Source organism: Nostoc sp. CALU 546 (genome assembly GCF_048836525.1).
Window position 1 is genome coordinate 1 of record NZ_JAWJTF010000030.1, and the last position, 21,829, is coordinate 21,829.

Consider the following 21,829-nt stretch of genomic DNA (forward strand, 5'->3'; position numbering starts at 1 on the left):
CGCCTTTCGTGCGGGTCGGAACTTACCCGACAAGGAATTTCGCTACCTTAGGACCGTTATAGTTACGGCCGCCGTTCACCGGGGCTTCGGTCGCTAGCTTCAAGGTTTCCCCCTGACCAACTTCCTTAACCTTCCGGCACTGGGCAGGCGTCAGCCCCCATACTGCGTCGATTTGACTTTGCGGAGACCTGTGTTTTTGGTAAACAGTCGCCTGGATCTCTTCACTGCGACCCACGTCTTAGGTGGGCACCCCTTCTTCCGAAGTTACGGGGCCATTTTGCCGAGTTCCTTAGAGAGAGTTATCTCGCGCCCCTTGGTATTCTCAACCTCCCTACCTGTGTCGGTTTCGGGTACAGGTAACTGTAAGTTAACGTGTTTAGAGCTTTTCTTGGAAGCTAGACTATGCCACTTCCCCACCGTAGTGGGTCGTACTCACGCCTCAACTCGAAACGTTTTCGCCGTCTCTCAACATCTTGACGCTTGAACCGGTAACCAACATCCGGCTGACAATTATCTTCTCCGTCCCTCTGCACAACCTACAATCAGTACGGGAATTTTAACCCGTTGTCCATCGACTACGCCGTTCGGCCTCGCCTTAGGTCCTGACTAACCCTCCGGGGACGAACCTGGCGGAGGAAACCTTAGGGTTTCGGGGCATTGGATTCTCACCAATGTTTGCGCTACTCAAGCCGACATTCTCACTTCCGTTTCGTCCACAGCTGCTTGCCGCTACTGCTTCTACCTACGACGGAACGCTCCCCTACCGATTAACATAAGTTAATCCCACAGCTTCGGTACATCGCTTAGCCCCGTTCATTTTCGGCGCGAGAGCGCTTGACTAGTGAGCTATTACGCACTCTTTCAAGGGTGGCTGCTTCTAGGCAAACCTCCTAGTTGTCTGTGCACTCTCACCTCCTTTATCACTTAGCGATGATTTGGGGACCTTAGCTGGTGGTCTGGGCTGTTTCCCTCTTGACAATGAAGCTTATCCCCCACTGTCTCACTGGCAATGTGTGCTCTGGGTATTCAGAGTTTGTCTCGATTTGGTACCGGTCTCCCAGCCCGCACCGAAACAGTGCTTTACCCCCCAGATATAATCATTACCGCTGCGCCTAAACACATTTCGGGGAGAACCAGCTAGCTCCTGGTTCGATTGGCATTTCACCCCTAACCACAACTCATCCGCTGATTTTTCAACATCAGTCGGTGCGGACCTCCACTTGGTGTTACCCAAGCTTCATCCTGGCCATGGTTAGATCACCAGGGTTCGGGTCTATAAACACTGATTATCGCCCTTTTCAGACTCGGTTTCCCTTTGGCTCCAGCATTCTCGCTTTAACCTACCAGTGCCTATAAGTCGCCGGCTCATTCTTCAACAGGCACGCGGTCAGACTTTTAATAGTCCTCCCACTGCTTGTAAGCTAACGGTTTCATGTTCTATTTCACTCCCCTTCCGGGGTTCTTTTCACCTTTCCCTCGCGGTACTGGTTCACTATCGGTCACACAGTAGTATTTAGCCTTACGAGGTGGTCCTCGCTGATTCACATGGGATTCCTCGTGCCCCATGCTACTCGGGATTCAGCTACTATCCTTTGACTTTCGACTACAGGACTTTCACCTTCTTTGGTGCAGTATTTAGCTGCTTCGTCTAGCCTCCAGATTCGATATCGCTGTCCCACTACCCCAATCGGTAAACCAATTGGTTTAGGCTCTTCCCCTTTCGCTCACCACTACTCAGGGAATCTCTGTTTTGATTTCTCTTCCTCCAGCTACTAAGATGTTTCAATTCGCTGGGTTGGCTCTCTCCTGCCTATATATTCAGCAGGTAGTATTAAGGGTTGCCCCATTCGGAAATCTCCGGATCTCTGTTTGCTTCCAACTCCCCGGAGCATATCGTCGGTAACCACGTCCTTCGTCGCCTCTGTGTGCCTAGGTATCCACCGTTAGCCCTTATTAACTTGACCACTCAAACATTTGGTGTTCTACAATTTTGCATTCACAAATAGTTAGTTCTGCTTACTTCGTCACTTCATACTGATTTCACTCAGTACTCAGCACTCAGTACTCAGCACTAATTATGTCTGTGTCTGCCTGCTAATTTCGCGTTACTATGCAGTTTTCAAGGTTCTGGCTGAGAACTAACTCAGCAGTCTGACTTCTATATAAGTCATGTTGCTGATTTCTCAATGGCTTTTTTGTTTTGACAATCGCCACAGGTGGAGGTTAGCGGACTCGAACCGCTGACATCCTGCTTGCAAAGCAGGCGCTCTACCAACTGAGCTAAACCCCCAGATACAATTAAAAATTGATAATTAAAAATTAAAAATTGAATTTTCTTCATTTTTAATTTTGCATTTTACATTTTTAATTGATTCAGGTGGGCCATCCTGGACTCGAACCAGGGACCTCACCCTTATCAGGGGTGCGCTCTAACCACCTGAGCTAATAGCCCATATCGAACCAAATCATAGTTTGAAAGCTTTCAACAAATGTCTGCGACCGACCTAGGTTAGACCAACTTACTATCTATATAGCTGTATGCTTTTCGATATGTAAGGGGTGTAGGTCTCCCTAAAAAGGAGGTGATCCAGCCACACCTTCCGGTACGGCTACCTTGTTACGACTTCACCCCAGTCACCAGTCCTGCCTTAGGCATCCTCCCCCCCGAAAGGTTGGAGTAATGACTTCGGGCACTACCAGCTTCCATGGTGTGACGGGCGGTGTGTACAAGGCCCGGGAACGAATTCACTGCAGTATGCTGACCTGCAATTACTAGCGATTCCTCCTTCACGCAGGCGAGTTGCAGCCTGCGATCTGAACTGAGCTCCGGTTTACGGGATTTGCTTGCATTCGCATGCTTGCTGCCCTCTGTCCGGAGCATTGTAGTACGTGTGTAGCCCAAGGCGTAAGGGGCATGCTGACTTGACGTCATCCCCACCTTCCTCCGGTTTGTCACCGGCAGTCTCTCTAGAGTGCCCAACTTAATGCTGGCAACTAAAAACGAGGGTTGCGCTCGTTGCGGGACTTAACCCAACATCTCACGACACGAGCTGACGACAGCCATGCACCACCTGTGTTCGCGCTCCCGAAGGCACTCCCGGCTTTCACCAGGATTCGCGACATGTCAAGCCTTGGTAAGGTTCTTCGCGTTGCATCGAATTAAACCACATACTCCACCGCTTGTGCGGGCCCCCGTCAATTCCTTTGAGTTTCACCGTTGCCGGCGTACTCCCCAGGCGGGATACTTAACGCGTTAGCTACGGCACGGCTCGGGTCGATACAAGCCACGCCTAGTATCCATCGTTTACGGCTAGGACTACTGGGGTATCTAATCCCATTCGCTCCCCTAGCTTTCGTCCCTCAGTGTCAGTTGCGGCCTAGCAGAGCGCCTTCGCCACCGGTGTTCTTCCTGATCTCTACGCATTTCACCGCTACACCAGGAATTCCCTCTGCCCCGAACGCACTCTAGCCATGTAGTTTCCACTGCTCTTATCTAGTTGAGCTAGACTCTTTAACAGCAGACTTACATAGCCACCTGCGGACGCTTTACGCCCAATCATTCCGGATAACGCTTGCATCCTCCGTATTACCGCGGCTGCTGGCACGGAGTTAGCCGATGCTTATTCCTCAGGTACCGTCATTGTGTTCTTCCCTGAGAAAAGAGGTTTACGACCCAAGAGCCTTCCTCCCTCACGCGGTATTGCTCCGTCAGGCTTTCGCCCATTGCGGAAAATTCCCCACTGCTGCCTCCCGTAGGAGTCTGGGCCGTGTCTCAGTCCCAGTGTGGCTGATCGTCCTCTCAGACCAGCTACTGATCGTCGCCTAGGTGCGCCTTTACCACACCTACTAGCTAATCAGACGCGAGCTCATCTTCAGGCAATTAATCTTTCACCTCTCGGCACATCCGGTATTAGCCACCGTTTCCAGTGGTTGTCCCAGACCTGAAGCCAGATTCTCACGCGTTACTCACCCGTCCGCCACTAAATCCGAAGATTTCGTTCGACTTGCATGTGTTAAGCATACCGCCAGCGTTCATCCTGAGCCAGGATCAAACTCTCCGTTTTGTATTGGAAAGCTCTATAGCTCAATTAGCTGCTCTTTTAAAACTTCAGCTTAGTTCTCTTTATTTGCTTGACGCTGACCACTTGTTGTATAATGGCTTTCAAACTATAATATTTTCAAGGTTCGGTGTCCTTCAGGCGTCGCTCTTTCGCGCTCCGCTTCAGGCACTTATTCAATATAGCGAACCTACCTCTTTGTGTCAACTACTTTTTCCAAAATATTTTGGGATTGTTTCTTCGTCTCCTGAAACTAGCTACAGTGTTGGGTTGTAGGCAACAATGGTTTATGCACTGTGTTAAGTAGGGAAGGAGGAAGCGTGAATTTTCAGTCAGTAATAGGTTTATTGCATCAGTTTTGGGGCGATCGCGGTTGTCTCATTGCCCAGCCCTACGATATTGAAAAGGGGGCTGGTACTAAGAATCCCCATACATTTTTAAGAGCATTGGGGCCAGAACCGTGGGCCGTTGCCTACGTTGAACCATGTCGTCGCCCTACAGATGGGCGCTATGGCGAAAACCCGAATCGCTTCCAACACTATTATCAGTACCAAGTTCTGATTAAGCCATCACCAGATAATATTCAAGAGATATATCTGGATTCCTTGAGGGCTTTAGGCATTCGTCCTGAAGACCACGATATTAGGTTTGTCGAGGATAACTGGGAAGATGCAACGGTAGGAGCTTGGGGCACTGGGTGGGAAGTATGGTTAGACGGGATGGAAGTTACTCAATTTACCTACTTCCAACAGTGTGGAGGAATTGATTGCCGTCCGGTGTCGATTGAGATTACATACGGCTTAGAGCGGCTGACAATGTATCTCCAGCAAGTAGAAGCATTTACAAAGATTCAGTGGACAGACAACATTACTTATGGAGATGTTTTCCTGCAAAGTGAGATTGAGCAGTCTACTTATAACTTTGAAGCGTCGAATCCTGAGTTGCTATTGACGCTGTTTAATTTGTATGAGCAGGAAGCTACCCAATTGACGGAGCGAGGATTGGTCTTGCCTAGCTTAGATTATGTAATGAAGTGTTCACACACGTTCAATCTGCTGGATGCTAGAGGTGTGATTTCGGTGACGGAGAGAACTCGCTATATTGCCAGGATTCGGCATTTGGCTAGGAAGGTGGCTCATTTATATGTTGAGCAAAGGGAAAAGTTAGGTTTTCCGTTGCTCAAAGATACTATGAGTTCAACAGGAAGCCCAAGATCCTAACGGGTGTAGCTACACGAACTAAGTACAGCTTTGTGTGAAAGCATAGCGTTTTTAAACTCAGGGAACGCAAAGGTACGCAGAGTCTTGCCAAATTAAATTTGCTACGACTTTATGTTCTGTTTATCCGTGCTGTGCTGAGGTTTAAGCTAGATATATCTTTAATAATTTGGCTTTTGCTAAAAGACAGAAATACGGTTAAATATTGAGTCTAGAACATTAAAGCTATAAGGATAAGGCCCGCCTGTGCGGGCTTTGTTTGTATAAACTTGATGGACTATACTTCACCAGAAGCATAAAAAATTTTCGCTGTTGCTGATTAAAGAGATGAAAAGCTCACCCAGAGACGCTTGAAGCGCAGATAATAAGAGTTTGGAATATTTTATTTTTGAATTTTATAGCCAAATTCAGAAATGCCGATTTTTCTCTATTGCTACCCTAACTATTTTTAAATCAGCGGCAAGTTCAGGTTTTCAGGCGCTTTTACAAAAATCTTATGATTCAAACTAGTGGTGTAATTATTTGTCTTGGCTACATTTTTGGGTTGCTGTTTACAGCAGTTCCTTGGGGTGGTGTGTGGATTTTGGTTCTGGGGATAGTAGGAGCAGTTATCTTTAGAAGACGCACTATCCTACGGCAATTTGCTCAGAAAGCAGAAAATGCTGGAAGTAAAAATAAAGCAGTGCCTAACACTTGGCAAACTATTCCCCATCCTCGAATATGGCTAGCTGCTGGCTTGTTGGGATTATTGGCAACTCTATATTTTCAATGGCGAGTGCCGCAACCAGGTGAAAAAGATATTAGTCAGTTCGTCCCGCCTGGAAATAGCAGTAATCAAGAACAACTTGTGATTATTCGCGGTGAAGTGGCGAGTAATCCTCGCTTAACTCGCAGTCAGCGAGGACAATTTTGGCTGGAAGCGACTCAGCTAGATGAGGTTAAAAATGAAAAAGGTTCCGCAGGTGTTCCAAAAGGGGTGACAGGCAAATTGTATGTGACAGTGCCTATACTTCAAGCTACTGGGTTATACCCTAGTCAACAAATCGCTGTGACTGGTATTTTGTACAAACCAAAGGCAGCTTCCAATCCTGGTGGTTTCGATTTTCAGAAGTTTCTTAAGCAGGAAGGAACGTTTGCTGGTTTGATTGGGCGACAAATAAATGTTTTAGAGCAGGAACGGAAATGGGGATGGTGGCAAATTCGGGAGCGAATTGTGCGATCGCAAGTTCGTTGGTTGGGTGTCCCTGAAGGCCCTCTTGTCAGTGCCATGGTTTTAGGTAGCAAAGCTGTTGATTTACCCTACGATATCCGCGACTTGTTTGTACAAGCCGGATTAGCTCATGCTTTGGCAGCTTCCGGGTTCCAAACTTCTTTGATTTTGAGTGTGATCTTACAATTAACAAGGCGGGCAAAAAAAGGAACGCAATTTACCCTTGGCTTTTTGGCTTTAATAATTTTTCTGAGTTTAACAGGTTTTCAACCAGCAGTACTCAGAGCGGTAATTATGGGTTTTGCGGCATTAGTAGGGCTGCTATTAAAAAGGAAGGTAAAACAGTTGGGTTCGCTACTATTGGCGGCAACTCTGTTATTAGTGTTTAATCCTTTATGGATTTGGGATTTAGGGTTTCAATTGAGTTTTTTAGCAACGCTGGGATTAGTCGTAACAGTACCCGCATTAGTCAATCGTCTAGCATGGTTACCTCCTGCGATCGCTTCTTTGATTGCCGTTCCCTTAGCTGCAACTATTTGGACTTTACCTGTGCAACTTTTTGTCTTTGGGGTTGTACCATCCTACAGTTTATTACTAAATGTTCTTAGTACTCCCCTAGTTTCAATCATTAGTATAGGCGGCATCATTAGCGCCATAACAGCGTTAATCTGGACTCAGGCAGGAAGCTTTTTAGCTACTGTGTTGCATTACCCGACTGATTGGCTAATTAAACTAGTGGAATTTTTTAGCAACCTGCCAGGAAATTCTGTGGCTGTAGGTAGTATATCTACTTGGCAGCTTCTGACAATTTATTTACTGATTATAATGGTTTGGTTAGTGCCTTGGTGGCAGCGGCGATGGTGGTTTGCTAATATGATTGCGATTGGTTTAGTATTCATCCCCCTTTGGCATTCTACAAATACATTGTTTAGGATAACAGTATTAGAATCTGGTACGGAACCAATTGTAATAGTTCAAGATCGAGGTACTGTAACTGTAATTAATAGTGGCGATGAAGGTACAGGACGTTTCACAGTCCTACCGTTTTTACAACAGCAGGGCGTCAATCAAATTAATTGGGCGATCGCAACTGATTTTCAAGGCAATGAAAGTAATGCTTGGTTTGAATTAATGCGACGTTTGCCAATCAAAAACTTTTATGAATATTCCCCCAAATCAGAAAATGCTATTACAATTCAGGCAATTCAACAAGAACTACAAAAAAACCAAGGAGTTTATCAACCTTTGGCTGTTGGTCAAGCTGTGAAAGCTGGTTCGATAGTAGCACAATTAATTAATGACCAATTACCCATCTTACAATTGCAAATTTTAGATCAGAATTGGTTATTAGTAGGTAATGTTAAGTCTAAAGAGGTTCAACAACTAGTTAAAAATGGAAGTCTACCTCGCCCACAAGTACTTTGGTGTGCCCCTGAATCCTTGAAAGATTTAGTTATTGCTCTACAACCACAAGTAGCGATCGCTTCTTCTGCCAAATTTGATCCAAAAAATTTATCTGAACTTAATCAAAGTAAAACAAAACTGTTCTTCACAGGAAGAGATGGAGCTATTCAATGGACACCGAATGGCCAATTTGAAGCGTTTATTGAAGCGACAGAAAATAAATCATCTGTTTTATAAAAGACTCACAAATTCAGTAAATTAAAACTGGTATAAACTTCTATGACAATCTATTTTTATAGCACTCGTGAAGAATATGGCTGTTTCTCTAACTTTTCGCCCCACGGCTTTGAATTAGATGAATTGTATTGGTCAACTAGCGAACACTACTTTCAAGCACAAAAGTTTGTGGGTACACTTCATGTAGAACAAATCCGTCTAGTTAAAACACCTAAAGATGCGGCAAAAATGGGACGTGAGAGAACCCGTCCCCTACGTCAAGATTGGGAACAAGTTAAAGATGACATCATGCGGCAAGCTGTGCTGTGTAAATTTCAAACCCATACAGATATTAGGGATATCTTACTTTCCACAGGCAATGCAGAAATTGTTGAAAACTCACCGATAGATTTTTACTGGGGTTGCGGAGCCGATGGTAGTGGTAAAAATATGCTAGGGAAAATTTTAATGGAGGTACGCGATATCCTACACCATACATACAATACAGATGTTGATAATAAAAATGTTAAATAATATTATTGCTATGAATATTTGCACCAGTATCGATTTCTAGAATCTAAATTGAAGAAGAGAGATAATTAAAGGTATAAAACTAAGATTACTAGGCTTAAATATTTAGTAGTCTATTGCTATAAAAAATATTTTTATTAGCGATCGCTTCATCGATAAACTATCACCCCCGCTAAACTTAGGCTGTGGTAAACCAGTCTGATGAAAGATACATCCTGGTTTTGGGAACAATAAATTTATCACCAGACTTAATAGGAAGGGGTTGATGCCTAAAGGTGCATGGAATGATAGATCGAAAAATACAGTTCCCCTGCAATTACCCATAACATACCTAAAACCAGTGAAGCGTAATACGATTACTCATGAATTTGACTCTGGTTCACAAGCAGAAATACTACCTCCACAGGAAAGTGATGACCATTCATCGGAAGCGTCAAACCTACTAAGGCAAGGAATTCAACAGCAGCAAGCTGGTGAATTAATAGTAGCGATGAAGTCTTTACAACAATCTTTGGAGCTATTTCAAGCAGTTGGGGATTTGCAAAAACAGGCACAGGTGCTTTCTTTTTTAGCACTGGTAACTTACAGCGCTGGAGACTACAAAGGTGCTATCTCCTACTCCCAACAGTGTTTGTCTTTGCTCAATAACACCTCAGATTTAGCAGTGCAAATGCAAGCACTTTCCCATCTAGGCAATGCATACCGCCACCTGAATGAACATAAAAAGGCAATTGAGTTTCTGGAAAAGTGTTTAAAAATAACGAAGCAGCTGCAAGACAAACGGAGTCAAGTGGCAGCACTAAATAATTTGGGATTGGTATATAAAGCTTTGGGCAATTTTACACAGGCCATTGAGTATCAGCAGCAAAGCCTAGAGATTGTGCGGGAACTCAAAGATAACTGGGGTGAGGAACAGGTACTCAAGAATTTAGGTAATGCTTGGTATGCTTTGGACAATTACCCAAAAGCGATCGCTTATTATGAGCAATGTGTATTACTAGCACGCTCCTTAAAAAATGTTCGCAGTGCTTCTCAGGTATTAAAAAATCTGGGAAATGCTTGTTATGCCTTAGGTGATTATGCTAAAGCCATTAAGTATTATGAAGATCGTTTGCAATTAGCCAAAGAAATTCAAGATAAGCGTAGCGAGGAACAATCTTTAGGTAGTTTAGGAGTTGCTTGTGAAGCTTTAGGTGACTATAACAAAGCAATTACATATTATGAAGAACGTTTAGTGTTAGCTAGGAATCTCAAAGACCGCCGCAGTGAAGAACAAGCTCTTGCCAGTCTGAGAGTTGCTTGCTACGCCTTGGGTGATTATGCCAAAGCTATGCAATACCAACAGGGAACATCTTTAAATAGTTAAAAAACAGAGATAGAGAAACAATTCAAAATTAATCGCACAGATCAATGTCTCTCGTTGTCTTTATGTTGCTGGAGATATAAGAGAACTTCTAATGTATCTACTTGGGGAAATTCGACATAAAAGTTACTCACACTCCGGAAGGGTTCTGGTGTTTCCAAGACTATTGTGCGATCGCCCCACTGTTCTAACCAGGGTAGCAATTTTTGTGGCGCTACTGGAGTACATAGCCAAACTGCTGCTGGAGAAAGCGTTTTGAGAGCAATTGCTGCTACCGCTATTGTCATACCTGTCGCGATGCCATCATCAACTAAGATAAGTGTTGCATCCTGTGGATTGAACTGGGGACAAGCAGGAATTAATTGAGCCTCAAGATACTTCGCTTGGTTAATGGCTTTATTTAAAGCTACTTCCCGCCACCGCCCATCATGTTTAAAACGAAATAGCTTTTGATCAGTCCAGATAACATTTCCAGAAGTAGTCACTGCACCAATTGCTAACTCTGGGTTTTCTGGATGGCTAATCTTTTTTGCTACGAGGATTGTCAACGGACAATTCAAAAGACGTGCTATTGGTGCTGCTACTGGTATACCCCCTCTGGGCAAAGCATAAACAATTGGTACGGGCTTTACCCCAGAATCAATAGTTTGCTGAGTTAAAACATCATGGATTACTCGCGCTAATATCTCACCCGCATGGGTGCGATCAGCAAAAAGTGGGGTATGTGACATGGTTTTCCCCAGCATCTTAGGACGGCATTGCTTTTATCATGACTGAATTTTGTCTCAAATTAACTGATACAATAAGATTTGTATAAATAATTAAGTATTCAGCGATAGTCTATTTATTCTGATAAATCTCTAACCAGAGCGAGTATTTAACTCAGATAAACAGCTGGCGCTGATGCCAAAATCCTGATTTTCATGAGCAGCGAAACCCAACTCAGCCTCTTCGACGACTCAAGCTTTAACCAACGAGAACTGATTCCTACAGACGCGAAAATTGCGATCGCTCCGGGAACTTATTCTGGCATAACGGAGTTGAAACAGGATTGCGATCGCTGTCACCGTTGTCCATTAGGGGACACTCGGACTCATGCGGTTGTCGGACGCGGTAATCTCAAAGCCCCAATTATGGTTATAGGAGAAGCGCCTGGTCAAAATGAAGATGAAACGGGTTTACCATTCGTGGGCAGATCAGGGCAGTTGTTAGAGAAAATTTTGGCATCCGTGAATCTGACTACTGATCATGATGTATACATTGCCAATATCAACAAATGTCGCCCACCAGATAATAGAGTTCCCACTCCTGTAGAAGTGGCGGCTTGTTTACCCTACTTACTAGAACAAATTCGCCTAGTTGACCCCAAAATAATTCTGTTAACAGGTGCAACTGCTGTCAAAGGCATCACTGGCGATAAGCGAGGGATTACGAAAATTCGCGGTCAGTGGCTAGAGTGGGAAGGACGTTTATGTATGCCAATTTTTCATCCTTCCTACTTGTTGCGTAACCCTTCCAAGGAAAGAGGTGCGCCGAAATGGTTGATGTGGCAAGATATTCAGGCAGTGCGTGCCAAGTTAGACGAAATCCAAAATAACATCTAATGACTCAATTTTGGATTTTAGATTTTATAAGACTTACGCCAAATTACACGCTGTAGGGGCAATTTATATTTCAGGAATTGTGAAAAGTGCTATTAGTTGCAATTTATCAAAAAGGTTGCCGAATAGATAACCTTTGTACAGGACTCATTGATGAATCACTTAGCAGTCTTTTTCAAACCTTGCCATCTTTCTCGCAGTCGCTTCAAATTAGGCGTATGCCCACCATAACGCCAGCCAACATAGGCTTGGCTAATCTCATCTATTACCTCAGCAGTTGCAGGGGCGTGATGCTGGTATGAGACTCTGGCATACTCTAATGGTGTTTGTGCTGGATGCTTACCCAAACCTTTTTGGGTTGTCCATTGCAGCATTTGTTGATACAGGCTTTCCATTGCTGGCAATTTCTTTAACCATCGACGATTGCGCCACTGTCGCCACTGACCCCAACCCAGCCAACCAAAGAAAGCTGCTGTGGTTGCTAAAATTAAGCCAGTCAATACGCCAAACCAACCTTGAGAAAATAAAGCAATAAACCAAGCGATCGCTCTAATCACCCACCTAAATATTGTCTCAAATACATTATTCAACAAACCTGTCACCGGAGAAGGCAACCACCCAGCAACCCAATTCCACAATTGGCGCAAGACACTAAAAGTCTGAGTGTCTTCAATAGATGGGGGAATCAGGGGATGATTGGGAATGGGGTCGAAGGCAAACCAGCCATATTTAGGAAAATACACTTCCGTCATCGCATAAGCATCAGTATTACGGACAATATATAGCCCTGTAAATGGATTAAACTGTCCAGCACTAAACCCCGCTACTAATCGTGCTGGAATACCAATGGAACGCAGCATCACCGTGAGAACTGTCGAAAAATGGTCTGGATAGCCTCCTTTATACTTGAACAAAAAAGCTTCTACCAAGTCTTCTTTTTCACTTAAATAAGGCAGTTCTAAGGGATTTTGGGGAACAGAGTAGTTTTGCTTTAGGTATTGAGCTAAGTAGAGAGTCTTTTCATAGGGTGAATCTAGGCTTTTAGAAGACTTTGCAACTCGTTCCTGATTGTAGTTAGCGAGGATTTCTTCGGTGCGTTGCCGGACTTTTTCAGAAATTTCGGGAGGAATTTGCAGATAATGCTTTTTAATCTGTTGCGGGTATTTTGTCGAAGCTTGACCTAATAAAGTGCGATCGCGGTATGGTACTTCGGAAATTACAGTGTAGGTTAGTCCTTCTGATAATTCCACAGGCGATCGCAATCCGTCTTCTTTATCAACTGCGATCATCGGTGTGGGAAAGTAAATCTCTTTGGGATAAGCCATCGTTGGAATTAGGTTAGGCAAATCCGCTACTACTGTATAAGTTTGTACTATCTCCTGGGTTTTAGTAGTAATCAGAGGTGGGGGAAGAAAAATTTGGTAAGACCAAGGCGATCGCCTAATAGTCGTAACATCTTCATTCCGAGAAACTTCCCATCCCTTACCTGTATAACGGTCAAATCCTAGCACCCGCCAAAAACCCTCAGCTTGCGATCGCACCCGCATCACAACTTTAGGTTTCATCTCGCCACGCAGGTTTTGATTAATTTGGCTATTAAAACCGTAATAAAAGTTATTATCTACTTTTCCTGGTTGACCAGCTTGGTTTTGCCCTGTACCACCGCTACCACCGCCTTGACCATTACCATTGCCTTCGCGGACATAACCGGGATTAATGATACTACGTCCTGTGAAATTACCTTTTACTTGAATAGCAGAACTTACAGGAAAATTCCGTAATTGATAGCCAGGAAATCTCGGTAAAACAGCAAAAATTGCCAGTCCCAGACCGACAATTAGCAAAAAATTCAGAATTAAAAATTTAAAATTAAGAGTTGAGGAATTATTCTTATTGAATTTTTCCTTTTGAGTTTTTAATGGTTGCAAACCCAAACGTGAGCGGTAATCTAATACTAAAGTCGGTAAAGCGATCGCTAAAAACAATAGCAACACAGGTGCAAATGCTAAAGTCTGACTTAGGGTTGCTGCCACACCCAATAAAATCAGTCCTATAACAATTGAATAGCCCAAATTTTTGCGGCGGGGTGTATCAAAGCTATGCAACACCTGGAGTTGAATTAATAACTCTGCCAAACTCAACCGCGTATCATTTAACTCCCCCACTAATCGCCCAAAAAAAGCACCCAGTGCTACTAGCATTCCAATGGCGATGCAGAACTTAACTGCAACATTGCGATCGCAGCGACGATAGTAACTCCAAATCGCGCCTACTACACTTAAGGGTAACGCCCAAAAACTAAATGAAGTCTCAGCGGCGATATCCGTCGCTACAATTCCCAAAATAACCAACGCTAGCACCAACACCCGCAAGGAAATTGAATCTTCTACTTCTATCAAAGGCGACCCCTGCGGATTTTGTCGCCAAAAATTACCTACAGGGAGACGCCAAAACCGATTCATCCTGGATAAGTTAAACATTTGAGTCTAATGGAAGCAATGATGTAGATGCGACAGACACAATGCGGGGGATGTAATTGGCTACCCTACTACTGTGTCAAAAAAATGATAGATATGGGGAGATCGGCGAAGCAAGAAGATATGGTGAGAGAGACGTGGAGACACGGAGAAACGATCAAATTTCTCCGTGTCCTTGTGTCTTTGTAATAACTGCTTCTCGTAGACACCCTAATGACCGCTTGTTGAAAAATAGGATGAGCTTCAAAACTAGGAAAATCCTCTTAATATATGTCGGCGTTGGGCGACGTAGTGTGCTAGCGGTGGTAATTTAAACTAAATCGTGGGATTAATGACGAACAACAATGGCTGTTGGTCTATTTCTGGAAACTCAACTTCTAGGGTATAAATTGGGTTAAGTTGCTCGCAGCTTAACTCTACACTTAAGTATTCTGAAGTTGAAGATGTTGCCATTGCTAATGTGCCACTTCCCCGCAGCGTTAAAGTTCCTTTAACGGGTAACTCAGCTTGAACAAGTAACTTTGTAAGTTTACCTAGAGACTGATACTCTACTCTGATGTTCAAAGTACCAACACTGGTTAGCCATTCTCTTTCAACCACTGGACTGGTTGCTGAAAGTGGTAGAGTCAGATTTTCCAGCAGTTGTTTAGCTGCTAGCAACGACAAAGCCATCTGTTGACGCGGTTGTAAATCTGAGTAATCGCTCTGAATAGTGGGCATTGCCTCCAGAGTATTTACAGAGCGATAGGTGCTTCTTAGCACCAGTCCAGCTATGTCATTTAGTGCTTGAGACTCGTTGGGAAAAAAGTTCTCCACCACTTGAACTAATTTTGCCCCCAACGGCACTGAAGATGTCACCAAAGCCTGACACTGTTCTAGCAATTGTTGGAAAACTCTTTCCGGTAAGCGAGTCGGTAAGTTCAACTTTGACTGTTGTACCATCCATCCCCACGTAGGAACGAGTGTCATTGACGGCTCATCAACAAAATCAGGATAATCGATTAATTGTGTTTCCCAGGGAAACAACGGTGGGTGGTCTTGGGCTTGGATTTGTAACCGATGCTTAAGGACGGCTTGAAAACGATCTTGCACAGTAGGAATTTCTCCCAATTGAAAGGCCTGGGGTGTTCCTCCCAATTTTGGCTCACTGCTTTTTGAAGCGGTGGCTTCCTTGAGGAGGTTTTTTACCCCGTCATTTTCCTCACATTCTACCGATTGCTCGTTATTTTTGACATCATCTGTCAATAACCAACCGAGACACTGGTGTTGTAAGGATTCTGAGTCACTATTCATGAGTAGATGCACCTGATCCGGAAACTAATGAGTTACGAATTTCCCAAGCTTGCTCAAGAATCTTAAACCATCGTTTTTGAAGTTGTGCCATTGACAGCCCTAAAGTTTTTGCTATTTTTTCATCAGCTTGTCCTTGTTGCTTCAACTCTAATAAAGACCGTTGCTTATTGTCCAGCTGTGCTGTATATACTTGCCATTGCTGGGGAGTTAAGCCCAAATTGGTGTGCAAAGAAGCTTCCAGCCACTCGTGAACTAATTCCCAACGGTGCAACAAGGCAAACCGAATCAAATGATACTTAAAGCGCTGCTGTAAATAATCTCTTTGACGAGGAGTTAAACCCAAAACCGACTCAATTTCCTGTGCTGATAAATCCTGGAGGCGGAGGGAAAAGTAATCAGCACAGTCAGATTGTTGTCGTTGTTCGAGATAATTCATTAATTCTGTAACGACAACGGAGCGCAAGGTGTCTTCTTCGGGTTCGGGTTCGGCTTGCGTCGCCATTGTGGAGCGCAATTGATGCACTGCTGGTTCTTCCCAAGAACCATCACCTTCATTATTGCTACCTTCTGCGGCTTGTTCTATATCTACACTAGTTTCTGGGGGTTGCTGTTGGGAAAAAGTTTGTGCCCGGAGGATAATTAGCTGCTGCTGACGGCCTGGTAAAGGAATGCGTCGCTTGCCGTAGCGCTCGGTAAATGCCATATACTCGGACAATTCCAAGAGTGTCTGAGGGCGATAAGTAGCACCAAGTTGATTTTCTCGCCGGAAAGCATTCAATGCCTCCAGATAAAAACTCTGGAGAAAATCTTCAATTATGGTCAGCCGCCCTTGATAGCTCAATTGTCTCTGAGGGGGATTAATGTATCGATAAATAATTGCACTCAGAGTACTGTGTAATTCTACCCTGCCCCGATTTGAACCCAACTGATAGTACCTGAGACATTGTTGCAGTCGATGCCGAGCTAGGGTCATTGCCGAGCTTTCTACAGACCCAGAAGCTTGAATGCGTTTGCTTTCATGACAAATCCGGTAGACTTCGGTAGTAATACGTGTTGCGACATCGTGGCAATTTTTTTCCGAAGCTTTCGTTGACTGCTGAAACTCCTTGGACAGGAGTTGAAAGATCACCTCCACGCCTTTAGAATTGTCTCCCAGAATAGTTGCAGATGGAATAGTTGCGGTTGCGGCTGAATTCATAGTCTCGGTTTTCAATAAGACCCTAAGTATTTAAATACAACCTGTAGGACTGTGGGTATTGGCTTTTTGAGTTTTACGTATAAGCTAAACGCAGACCAATCCGACATTGAGGATGTGGCTGATTTTATTATTCCCAACTTTGATGGGATTGTTCACACTTTGATAGATGTTATTGCCATTACCCAGGAGCCGTATACAAGTCATTATGGATTTAGAAGCACAAATTCAATTGCTGATTGACAATGCACCCCGCGATGGTATAACACCAAATCTGATTGCAGCAATTGCTCCTGTCCTTAGAGCGATCGCTCAAAAATTACGCTACTCCCAGTACTATATTCTCCAAAATTCAGAGTCAAGCTGGGTTTTAACTACGTTGAGCAATCGTGCTAATCCAGGATTGGAAAAGCGTGTGATTTACGCTTTCCCTACCATACAGGATGTCTCTCTAATTTCCCCTGCTGGGCTTGACCCTCAAATGCTAGCTAAAATTGTTCCTGTCACCCATATTTTGTTTCAATTGGTGGCATTAGAACCCGTAGATAGTATCGTTTTTTTGGAGACGCCGGGTAAGACCACTCATACCGTTGAAGTTCGGCGCTCTGAACTCGAAAAACTCATGCAACAACAGTTGCGACAACAGCGATCGCCTAAACAGATACCCCCTGATATTGCATAGAAAAATTTTGGATGTGAGATTTTTTAAATACAATCCCACATCCAAAATTTTAAATATCAAATTCCTTGAGAAAAGTTTTCTAAGTTCAGGAAAAAAGAATTTTTTTCTTTCCCTTACACCATTCTACTAGCTCAATCTCGGTGAAACCTAAAATTGGTTAATAAACAGTTATCAGTGAACATTTTTTAGTTTTAGTTTTCCAGTAAACCAGAGTTCATTCGTGAAATATCCTCGATCCACTCAAAAATCAAATATGAGTCTTATATAAGGTAATTCGAGTCATTAATGAGTTTTCCTTTCAGCACCGTATTGAATCTGTATATTAAAACACCAGGAATTTTCTGAAGACACTGTACATAACAAATGTTACTGTGGCCTAGTTGAAAACCAAGAGGCAGATAGCCTTTACCAGTATTGAATCTGCTTTGTGTTTCTACACAACAGTCACGGTCATGGGCACAATATTTAAGTAGCTTGAAATATGAAAATCACTCGTATTCACCGCCAGTTTGAAAAACTATGGTTAACCGTTTTACTTCCGTGAGTACTGCCCTCACAGTTAAGGTAGTTGGAATAATCTGCATTTTGTCCTTTTTCGTTGACTTTTTGATTCTATTGTTACCCTTTCAACCGACTGATCGGGTATGGCAAATCAATTTGGCAACAGCGCTAGTTGATCGGGGAATTGTTCCTCTGGTAGGACTGGGGCTTTTGTTTGCAGGGTATTGGTTTGATAGTGCTGATGCCGGAAGCGATCGCCCCCAAGGTATCGATTTAAGATTGCCTGCTCTGATCATCTCAAGTATTTTAGGGTTGATGTTCTTGCTGATTTTTCCCCTACACCTCAATAACGTCAATCAAGCTAAGACTCAAACACTCAACCGAATCACCCAAGAAGCAGATCAGGCAGAAACTCAACTGAACACTCGGTTATCGCAATTGCAAGCACAACTGAATACTGAGCAAGGAAAAGCTCAACTAGAGCAACTGCGAAACCAAACCAAAGCTCAGTTTAGTGAAATCCTCAAAGATGAGCAGAGATATAAGCAAGCACTTGAAAGCGCTCAAATTCCCGCAAACATCAAAGAGTTACTGAAGAAGGCTAAAACAGATCCCCAAGTACTTGAGAAAGCTATCGAGCAACAAACAGATATTCAAACGCTGCAAACTCAACAATTGAGCCAAGTCCGCCAGCGCAGAGACGAAGCACTGCAACAAGCTAAAGATACTGCTTGGAAGTCTGGACTGCGGATTGGGATTAGCAGTTTGCTGTTGTCTATTGGTTACATTATCATCGGCTGGACAGGCTTAAGAGGTAGGGGTGCTGTACAAGGTGGTAAACCTAGAGCTACTGCACGCTAATCCTTTCAGGAGTGGGGAGTTAGGAAGAATAACTTCTAACTCCTAACTCCTAACTTTTAACTTTTAACTATAAAACTTGGGTAATGTTCTCAATTTACATACTGACATATAACGAAGAGTTAGATATTGCTGCTTGTATCGAATCGGCGATGCTATCGGATGACATCATTGTTGTGGACTCATGCAGTAGCGATCGCACTGTGGAAATCGCTAGTCGCTATCCCATCCGCGTCGTTCAACACGCTTTTGAAAGCCACGGACGCCAACGCACCTGGATGTTAGAGTCTATCCCCCCAAAGCACCAATGGGTTTACATCCTCGAAGCTGACGAGCGCATGACACCAGAACTGTTTGCAGAGTGTGAAAAGGCAAGTCAGAATCCAGACTACATTGGTTACTATGTGGCTGAACGTGTGATGTTCATGAATCATTGGATTCGCTACAGCACACAGTATCCCCGCTACCAAATGCGACTCTTCCGCCACGGGAAAGTGTGGTTTTCAGACTATGGTCATACTGAGCGGGAAGTTTGTGACGGTGCAACTAGCTTTTTAAAAGAAACATACCCACACTACACTTGTAGTAAAGGTTTGAGCCGTTGGATTGACAAGCACAACCGTTATTCCACGGATGAAGCTCAAGAAACATTGTATCAACTAGAACAGGGAAAGGTTAACTGGCAAGATTTATTCTTTGGTAAATCGGAAGTCGAAAAACGCCGCGCCCTAAAAGATTTGTCTTTACGTTTACCTGCTAGACCGTTGCTACGGTTTGTATATATGTATTTTATCTTAGGTGGCTGTTTAGATGGACGCGCTGGAATCGCTTGGTGTACATTGCAGGCATTCTACGAATATCTAATTTTGCTCAAAGTCTGGGAAATGAAGTATCTACCAAAACCTAATTTAGATGCAACAGGAATTTTGGTACAAGAGAGTACACAACAGTTACAGTGCGTAGATTCTGAAACTACACAGGTTGATGCGGCATAAAGAGGACTAGAGATTAGAAGGATTCCTAGAAAAATAAACAAGCAGCGATCAGGCGAGTATGCGATCGCAAAATCATAATTCAGAAGTAAGGGCGCATAGTTAGCTGTGCGCCCTTACTGCCTTTTACATCTAAAAAAATACGACCATGATAAATTAATATTTTTAACAGACCATTTTCATAAAAGCCCCTCCTGCTCAAAGGTGAGTGAATAACCAGATAAAATAATTATTTAGGCTACTCTGTTGTACTTTCACAATCATGAGCAGCTTTTGATTGAGCGCGGTAGATTAGTAATATCTCAGGACTTGCAACAATCATTTACAAGTCTTGCAAAGAAAAGTAACATCCTCTGAAAATAACCAGTCGCCATCGTATTGGTTAAGGTCTATCTGTATGCTTATAGGAAAATAGCTGATTTACAGCAACAAGTGCGTGTTTTTGCGGCAGCACCAACTTGCTAGCGTTTTGGACAGTTACTTGTGGCAAAAACTGCCTAAAGTTAAAGTCTTCTGAATTTGACAAATCTGCTGGTATGGATACCAATAACAAAAGTTCCTCTAGCTTAAAACAGGAGAATCGGAGCTTGGTAATCGATCGCCTAAAACAGGACTTAAAAAACGACCTGATTGCTGGTTTGTTGGTAGTAATTCCCCTAGCAACCACTATCTGGCTGACAATTACCATTGCTACTTGGGTAATCAACTTCCTCACCCAAATTCCCAAACAACTAAATCCCTTTGATGGGTTAAATCCACTTTTAGTAAATCTACTGAATTTATTAGTAGGATTAACTGTACCACTACTGTGTATCCTTCTAATGGGCTTGATGGCTCGGAATATTGCTGGACGCTGGTTACTAGATTTTGGTGAGCGGTTTTTACAGGCAATTCCCTTAGCTGGACAGGTATACAAAACTCTCAAACAACTTTTAGAAACAATACTAAAAGATTCTAATGGCAAGTTTCGCCGGGTAATTTTGATAGAGTATCCCCGCCGAGGAATTTGGGCGATCGCCTTTGTCACTGGTGCAATTAGCAGTGATATCCAAGCCCAAATGCCTCGCCCCGTGCTAAGTGTTTTTATCCCCACCACTCCAAATCCGACTACTGGATGGTACGCAGTCGTTCCTGAAGACGAAGTGGTAAACCTCTCAATGTCCATTGAAGACGCCTTTAAAATAGTTGTATCAGGTGGCATTGTCGCCCCCAATACACCCTTGGTTTTCCCCAAAGAGTCAACCTTGGAGGTGAAACACAACGAAATCAAGCAGCAAGCTATTCCCGTTGAAGAAACTTAAAATCAATCTGGCAAAGTCACAAGCAAATCCGTAATGTTGTTGTTTGACTGTGCCAAAATTGATAGACTTGTAAGTTTGTCCAGCCAAGTTAATCAGTTCTCGCACAATCACCAATCACTTTTATGCAACCTCGTAAACCCCAGCAAATTGCTCGTGAATTGGCGCTTTTAAGCCTTAGCCAATTGCCAGTCAACCCAAAAAAATTAGATAAATTGGAAGACGATCAACTAGTATCCAAGTTGGTGCTAGGAGCAGTACGCACTCTGACTACAGAAGTACAAGATACCCTCGATAATGCCGCAGGGGAACTCCAACGCAGTAACGATCGCCTTTTAAGTAGCCAAACTCGAGCTTCCGACCTGAATTCTGCCAGAACAATGCTTCAAGAAGCGATCGCTTGCACCCAGACAGCAATCAATCAGTTGGGTACGGCAGTTGAGTTCCCAGTATTGATTCAGTTAGCTAATCAGGATAAGGGAGTTCGGAATTACGCGAAAGAGCTTGTGATTACCGTCAATGAAAATCGACATATTATAGATGAACTCATTTCTGCTGCCTTAGTAGATTGGCAAGTAACTCGCCTAGCCCAAATTGACCGCGATATCTTGCAAATCGCCGTTGCAGAAATGAAGTTCTTAGGAGTTCCAGACAGTATCGCCATCAACGAAGCTGTGGAACTAGCCAAACGATACAGTGGAGACGATGGGCATCGATTTATTAACGGTGTTTTGCGCCGAGTCACTGAGCAGAAAAAAACAGCATAGTACCACTGCGTAATTCGTAATTTCTATACACTGCTATGGAGAAAAATTTGTAGCCGCTTCTGCGGCTTCCTCCGAGCGGAATCTCTCCCTTCAAGACGCTGCGTTCACGCAGGGAAGCTTCTGTTGTAACGATTTTCCGGAAACTGCTGCCCAAAGGTGAGGATAA

General features: G+C 43.6%; 15 protein-coding genes, 2 tRNA genes and 2 rRNA genes. 10 read left to right on the forward strand and 9 right to left on the reverse strand.

Features of this window, described 5'->3' with window-relative positions; genetic code table 11:
• The 4 genes from RRG12_RS16735 to RRG12_RS16750 all read right to left on the reverse strand — a co-directional run.
• Nucleotides 1-1,964: ribosomal RNA gene (locus RRG12_RS16735) — 23S ribosomal RNA — on the reverse strand; the annotation flags it as partial.
• 253 nt (nucleotides 1,965-2,217) lie between these two features.
• A tRNA-Ala gene (locus tag RRG12_RS16740) sits at nucleotides 2,218-2,290 on the reverse strand.
• 88 nt (nucleotides 2,291-2,378) lie between these two features.
• Nucleotides 2,379-2,452: transfer RNA gene (locus RRG12_RS16745), tRNA-Ile, on the reverse strand.
• Between the two features lie 123 nt (nucleotides 2,453-2,575).
• Nucleotides 2,576-4,064, reverse strand: a 16S ribosomal RNA gene (locus RRG12_RS16750).
• Between the two features lie 314 nt (nucleotides 4,065-4,378).
• Between RRG12_RS16750 and glyQ the strand changes: the two genes are divergently transcribed.
• From glyQ to RRG12_RS16770, 4 genes are all read left to right on the forward strand, one after another.
• The gene (glyQ, locus tag RRG12_RS16755) at nucleotides 4,379-5,278 is read left to right on the forward strand and encodes a glycine--tRNA ligase subunit alpha (RefSeq protein ID WP_420760068.1); all 900 of its coding nucleotides are present in this window, start codon (nucleotides 4,379-4,381) and stop codon (nucleotides 5,276-5,278) included.
• 493 nt (nucleotides 5,279-5,771) lie between these two features.
• A complete protein-coding gene (locus RRG12_RS16760; protein WP_069074242.1) occupies nucleotides 5,772-8,126 on the forward strand; it encodes a ComEC/Rec2 family competence protein in 2,355 nt (784 codons plus the stop codon).
• 42 nt (nucleotides 8,127-8,168) lie between these two features.
• Nucleotides 8,169-8,639 (forward strand): NADAR family protein, encoded by a 471-nt coding sequence (locus RRG12_RS16765; protein ID WP_420760069.1) that lies wholly within the window; start codon nucleotides 8,169-8,171, stop codon nucleotides 8,637-8,639.
• Nucleotides 8,640-8,901: 262 nt separating this feature from the next.
• Complete coding sequence (locus tag RRG12_RS16770) at nucleotides 8,902-10,002, forward strand: tetratricopeptide repeat protein (RefSeq protein ID WP_069074244.1); 1,101 nt, start codon at nucleotides 8,902-8,904, stop codon at nucleotides 10,000-10,002.
• A gap of 41 nt (nucleotides 10,003-10,043) precedes the next feature.
• On the opposite strand, the gene RRG12_RS16775 is transcribed toward RRG12_RS16770, so the two are convergent.
• Nucleotides 10,044-10,730, reverse strand: a complete 687-nt coding sequence (locus RRG12_RS16775; protein ID WP_420760070.1) for a phosphoribosyltransferase — start codon at nucleotides 10,728-10,730, stop codon at nucleotides 10,044-10,046.
• Between the two features lie 192 nt (nucleotides 10,731-10,922).
• Between RRG12_RS16775 and RRG12_RS16780 the strand changes: the two genes are divergently transcribed.
• Nucleotides 10,923-11,603, forward strand: coding sequence for a uracil-DNA glycosylase (locus tag RRG12_RS16780; RefSeq protein ID WP_069074246.1), 681 nt, complete (start codon nucleotides 10,923-10,925; stop codon nucleotides 11,601-11,603).
• A gap of 155 nt (nucleotides 11,604-11,758) precedes the next feature.
• Here RRG12_RS16780 and RRG12_RS16785 read toward each other — a convergent pair whose 3' ends face one another.
• The 3 genes from RRG12_RS16785 to hetZ form a co-directional block, all read right to left on the reverse strand.
• Nucleotides 11,759-14,062 (reverse strand): transglutaminase TgpA family protein, encoded by a 2,304-nt coding sequence (locus RRG12_RS16785; RefSeq protein WP_420760071.1) that lies wholly within the window; start codon nucleotides 14,060-14,062, stop codon nucleotides 11,759-11,761.
• Between the two features lie 330 nt (nucleotides 14,063-14,392).
• Nucleotides 14,393-15,370, reverse strand: a complete 978-nt coding sequence (locus RRG12_RS16790; RefSeq protein WP_420760072.1) for a PatU — start codon at nucleotides 15,368-15,370, stop codon at nucleotides 14,393-14,395.
• Nucleotides 15,363-16,568, reverse strand: a complete 1,206-nt coding sequence (gene hetZ, locus RRG12_RS16795) for a heterocyst differentiation protein HetZ (protein ID WP_069074249.1) — start codon at nucleotides 16,566-16,568, stop codon at nucleotides 15,363-15,365. The genes RRG12_RS16790 and hetZ overlap by 8 nt, the downstream gene beginning before the upstream one ends.
• Nucleotides 16,569-16,773: 205 nt before the next feature.
• Between hetZ and RRG12_RS16800 the strand changes: the two genes are divergently transcribed.
• From RRG12_RS16800 to RRG12_RS16810, 3 genes are all read left to right on the forward strand, one after another.
• Nucleotides 16,774-17,247: a hypothetical protein gene (locus tag RRG12_RS16800; protein WP_420760073.1), complete on the forward strand. Its 474-nt coding sequence runs from the start codon at nucleotides 16,774-16,776 to the stop codon at nucleotides 17,245-17,247.
• Between the two features lie 519 nt (nucleotides 17,248-17,766).
• Entirely contained in the window at nucleotides 17,767-18,609 is an 843-nt protein-coding gene (locus RRG12_RS16805) for an HpsJ family protein (RefSeq protein WP_181928276.1), read from the forward strand.
• Nucleotides 18,610-18,692: 83 nt separating this feature from the next.
• Nucleotides 18,693-19,601, forward strand: coding sequence for a glycosyltransferase family 2 protein (locus RRG12_RS16810; RefSeq protein ID WP_069074252.1), 909 nt, complete (start codon nucleotides 18,693-18,695; stop codon nucleotides 19,599-19,601).
• A 379-nt stretch (nucleotides 19,602-19,980) separates the two neighbouring features.
• Here RRG12_RS16810 and RRG12_RS16815 read toward each other — a convergent pair whose 3' ends face one another.
• A complete protein-coding gene (locus RRG12_RS16815; protein ID WP_420760074.1) occupies nucleotides 19,981-20,124 on the reverse strand; it encodes a hypothetical protein in 144 nt (47 codons plus the stop codon).
• Between the two features lie 10 nt (nucleotides 20,125-20,134).
• Here RRG12_RS16815 and RRG12_RS16820 point away from each other — a divergent pair, with 10 nt between their 5' ends.
• Nucleotides 20,135-20,899, forward strand: coding sequence for a DUF502 domain-containing protein (locus RRG12_RS16820; RefSeq protein WP_069074257.1), 765 nt, complete (start codon nucleotides 20,135-20,137; stop codon nucleotides 20,897-20,899).
• A gap of 122 nt (nucleotides 20,900-21,021) precedes the next feature.
• On the forward strand, nucleotides 21,022-21,663 hold the full coding sequence (gene nusB / locus RRG12_RS16825; protein ID WP_069074253.1) for a transcription antitermination factor NusB: 642 nt from the start codon (nucleotides 21,022-21,024) through the stop codon (nucleotides 21,661-21,663).
• The last annotated feature ends 166 nt before the right edge of the window (nucleotides 21,664-21,829 follow it).

Excerpts from the sequence above, each read along its gene's own strand:
- RRG12_RS16820 (WP_069074257.1), top strand. The coding sequence starts at position 20,135 with ATGGATACCAATAACAAAAGTTCCTCTAGCTTAAAACAGGAGAATCGG.
- RRG12_RS16770 (WP_069074244.1), top strand. The coding sequence starts at position 8,902 with ATGCCTAAAGGTGCATGGAATGATAGATCGAAAAATACAGTTCCCCTG.
- RRG12_RS16780 (WP_069074246.1), top strand. The coding sequence starts at position 10,923 with ATGAGCAGCGAAACCCAACTCAGCCTCTTCGACGACTCAAGCTTTAAC.
- nusB (WP_069074253.1), top strand. The coding sequence starts at position 21,022 with ATGCAACCTCGTAAACCCCAGCAAATTGCTCGTGAATTGGCGCTTTTA.
- RRG12_RS16800 (WP_420760073.1), top strand. The coding sequence starts at position 16,774 with ATGGATTTAGAAGCACAAATTCAATTGCTGATTGACAATGCACCCCGC.
- RRG12_RS16785 (WP_420760071.1), bottom strand. The coding sequence starts at position 14,062 with ATGAATCGGTTTTGGCGTCTCCCTGTAGGTAATTTTTGGCGACAAAAT.
- RRG12_RS16760 (WP_069074242.1), top strand. The coding sequence starts at position 5,772 with ATGATTCAAACTAGTGGTGTAATTATTTGTCTTGGCTACATTTTTGGG.
- RRG12_RS16775 (WP_420760070.1), bottom strand. The coding sequence starts at position 10,730 with ATGTCACATACCCCACTTTTTGCTGATCGCACCCATGCGGGTGAGATA.
- RRG12_RS16790 (WP_420760072.1), bottom strand. The coding sequence starts at position 15,370 with ATGAATAGTGACTCAGAATCCTTACAACACCAGTGTCTCGGTTGGTTA.
- RRG12_RS16810 (WP_069074252.1), top strand. The coding sequence starts at position 18,693 with ATGTTCTCAATTTACATACTGACATATAACGAAGAGTTAGATATTGCT.
- RRG12_RS16805 (WP_181928276.1), top strand. The coding sequence starts at position 17,767 with ATGGTTAACCGTTTTACTTCCGTGAGTACTGCCCTCACAGTTAAGGTA.
- RRG12_RS16765 (WP_420760069.1), top strand. The coding sequence starts at position 8,169 with ATGACAATCTATTTTTATAGCACTCGTGAAGAATATGGCTGTTTCTCT.
- hetZ (WP_069074249.1), bottom strand. The coding sequence starts at position 16,568 with ATGAATTCAGCCGCAACCGCAACTATTCCATCTGCAACTATTCTGGGA.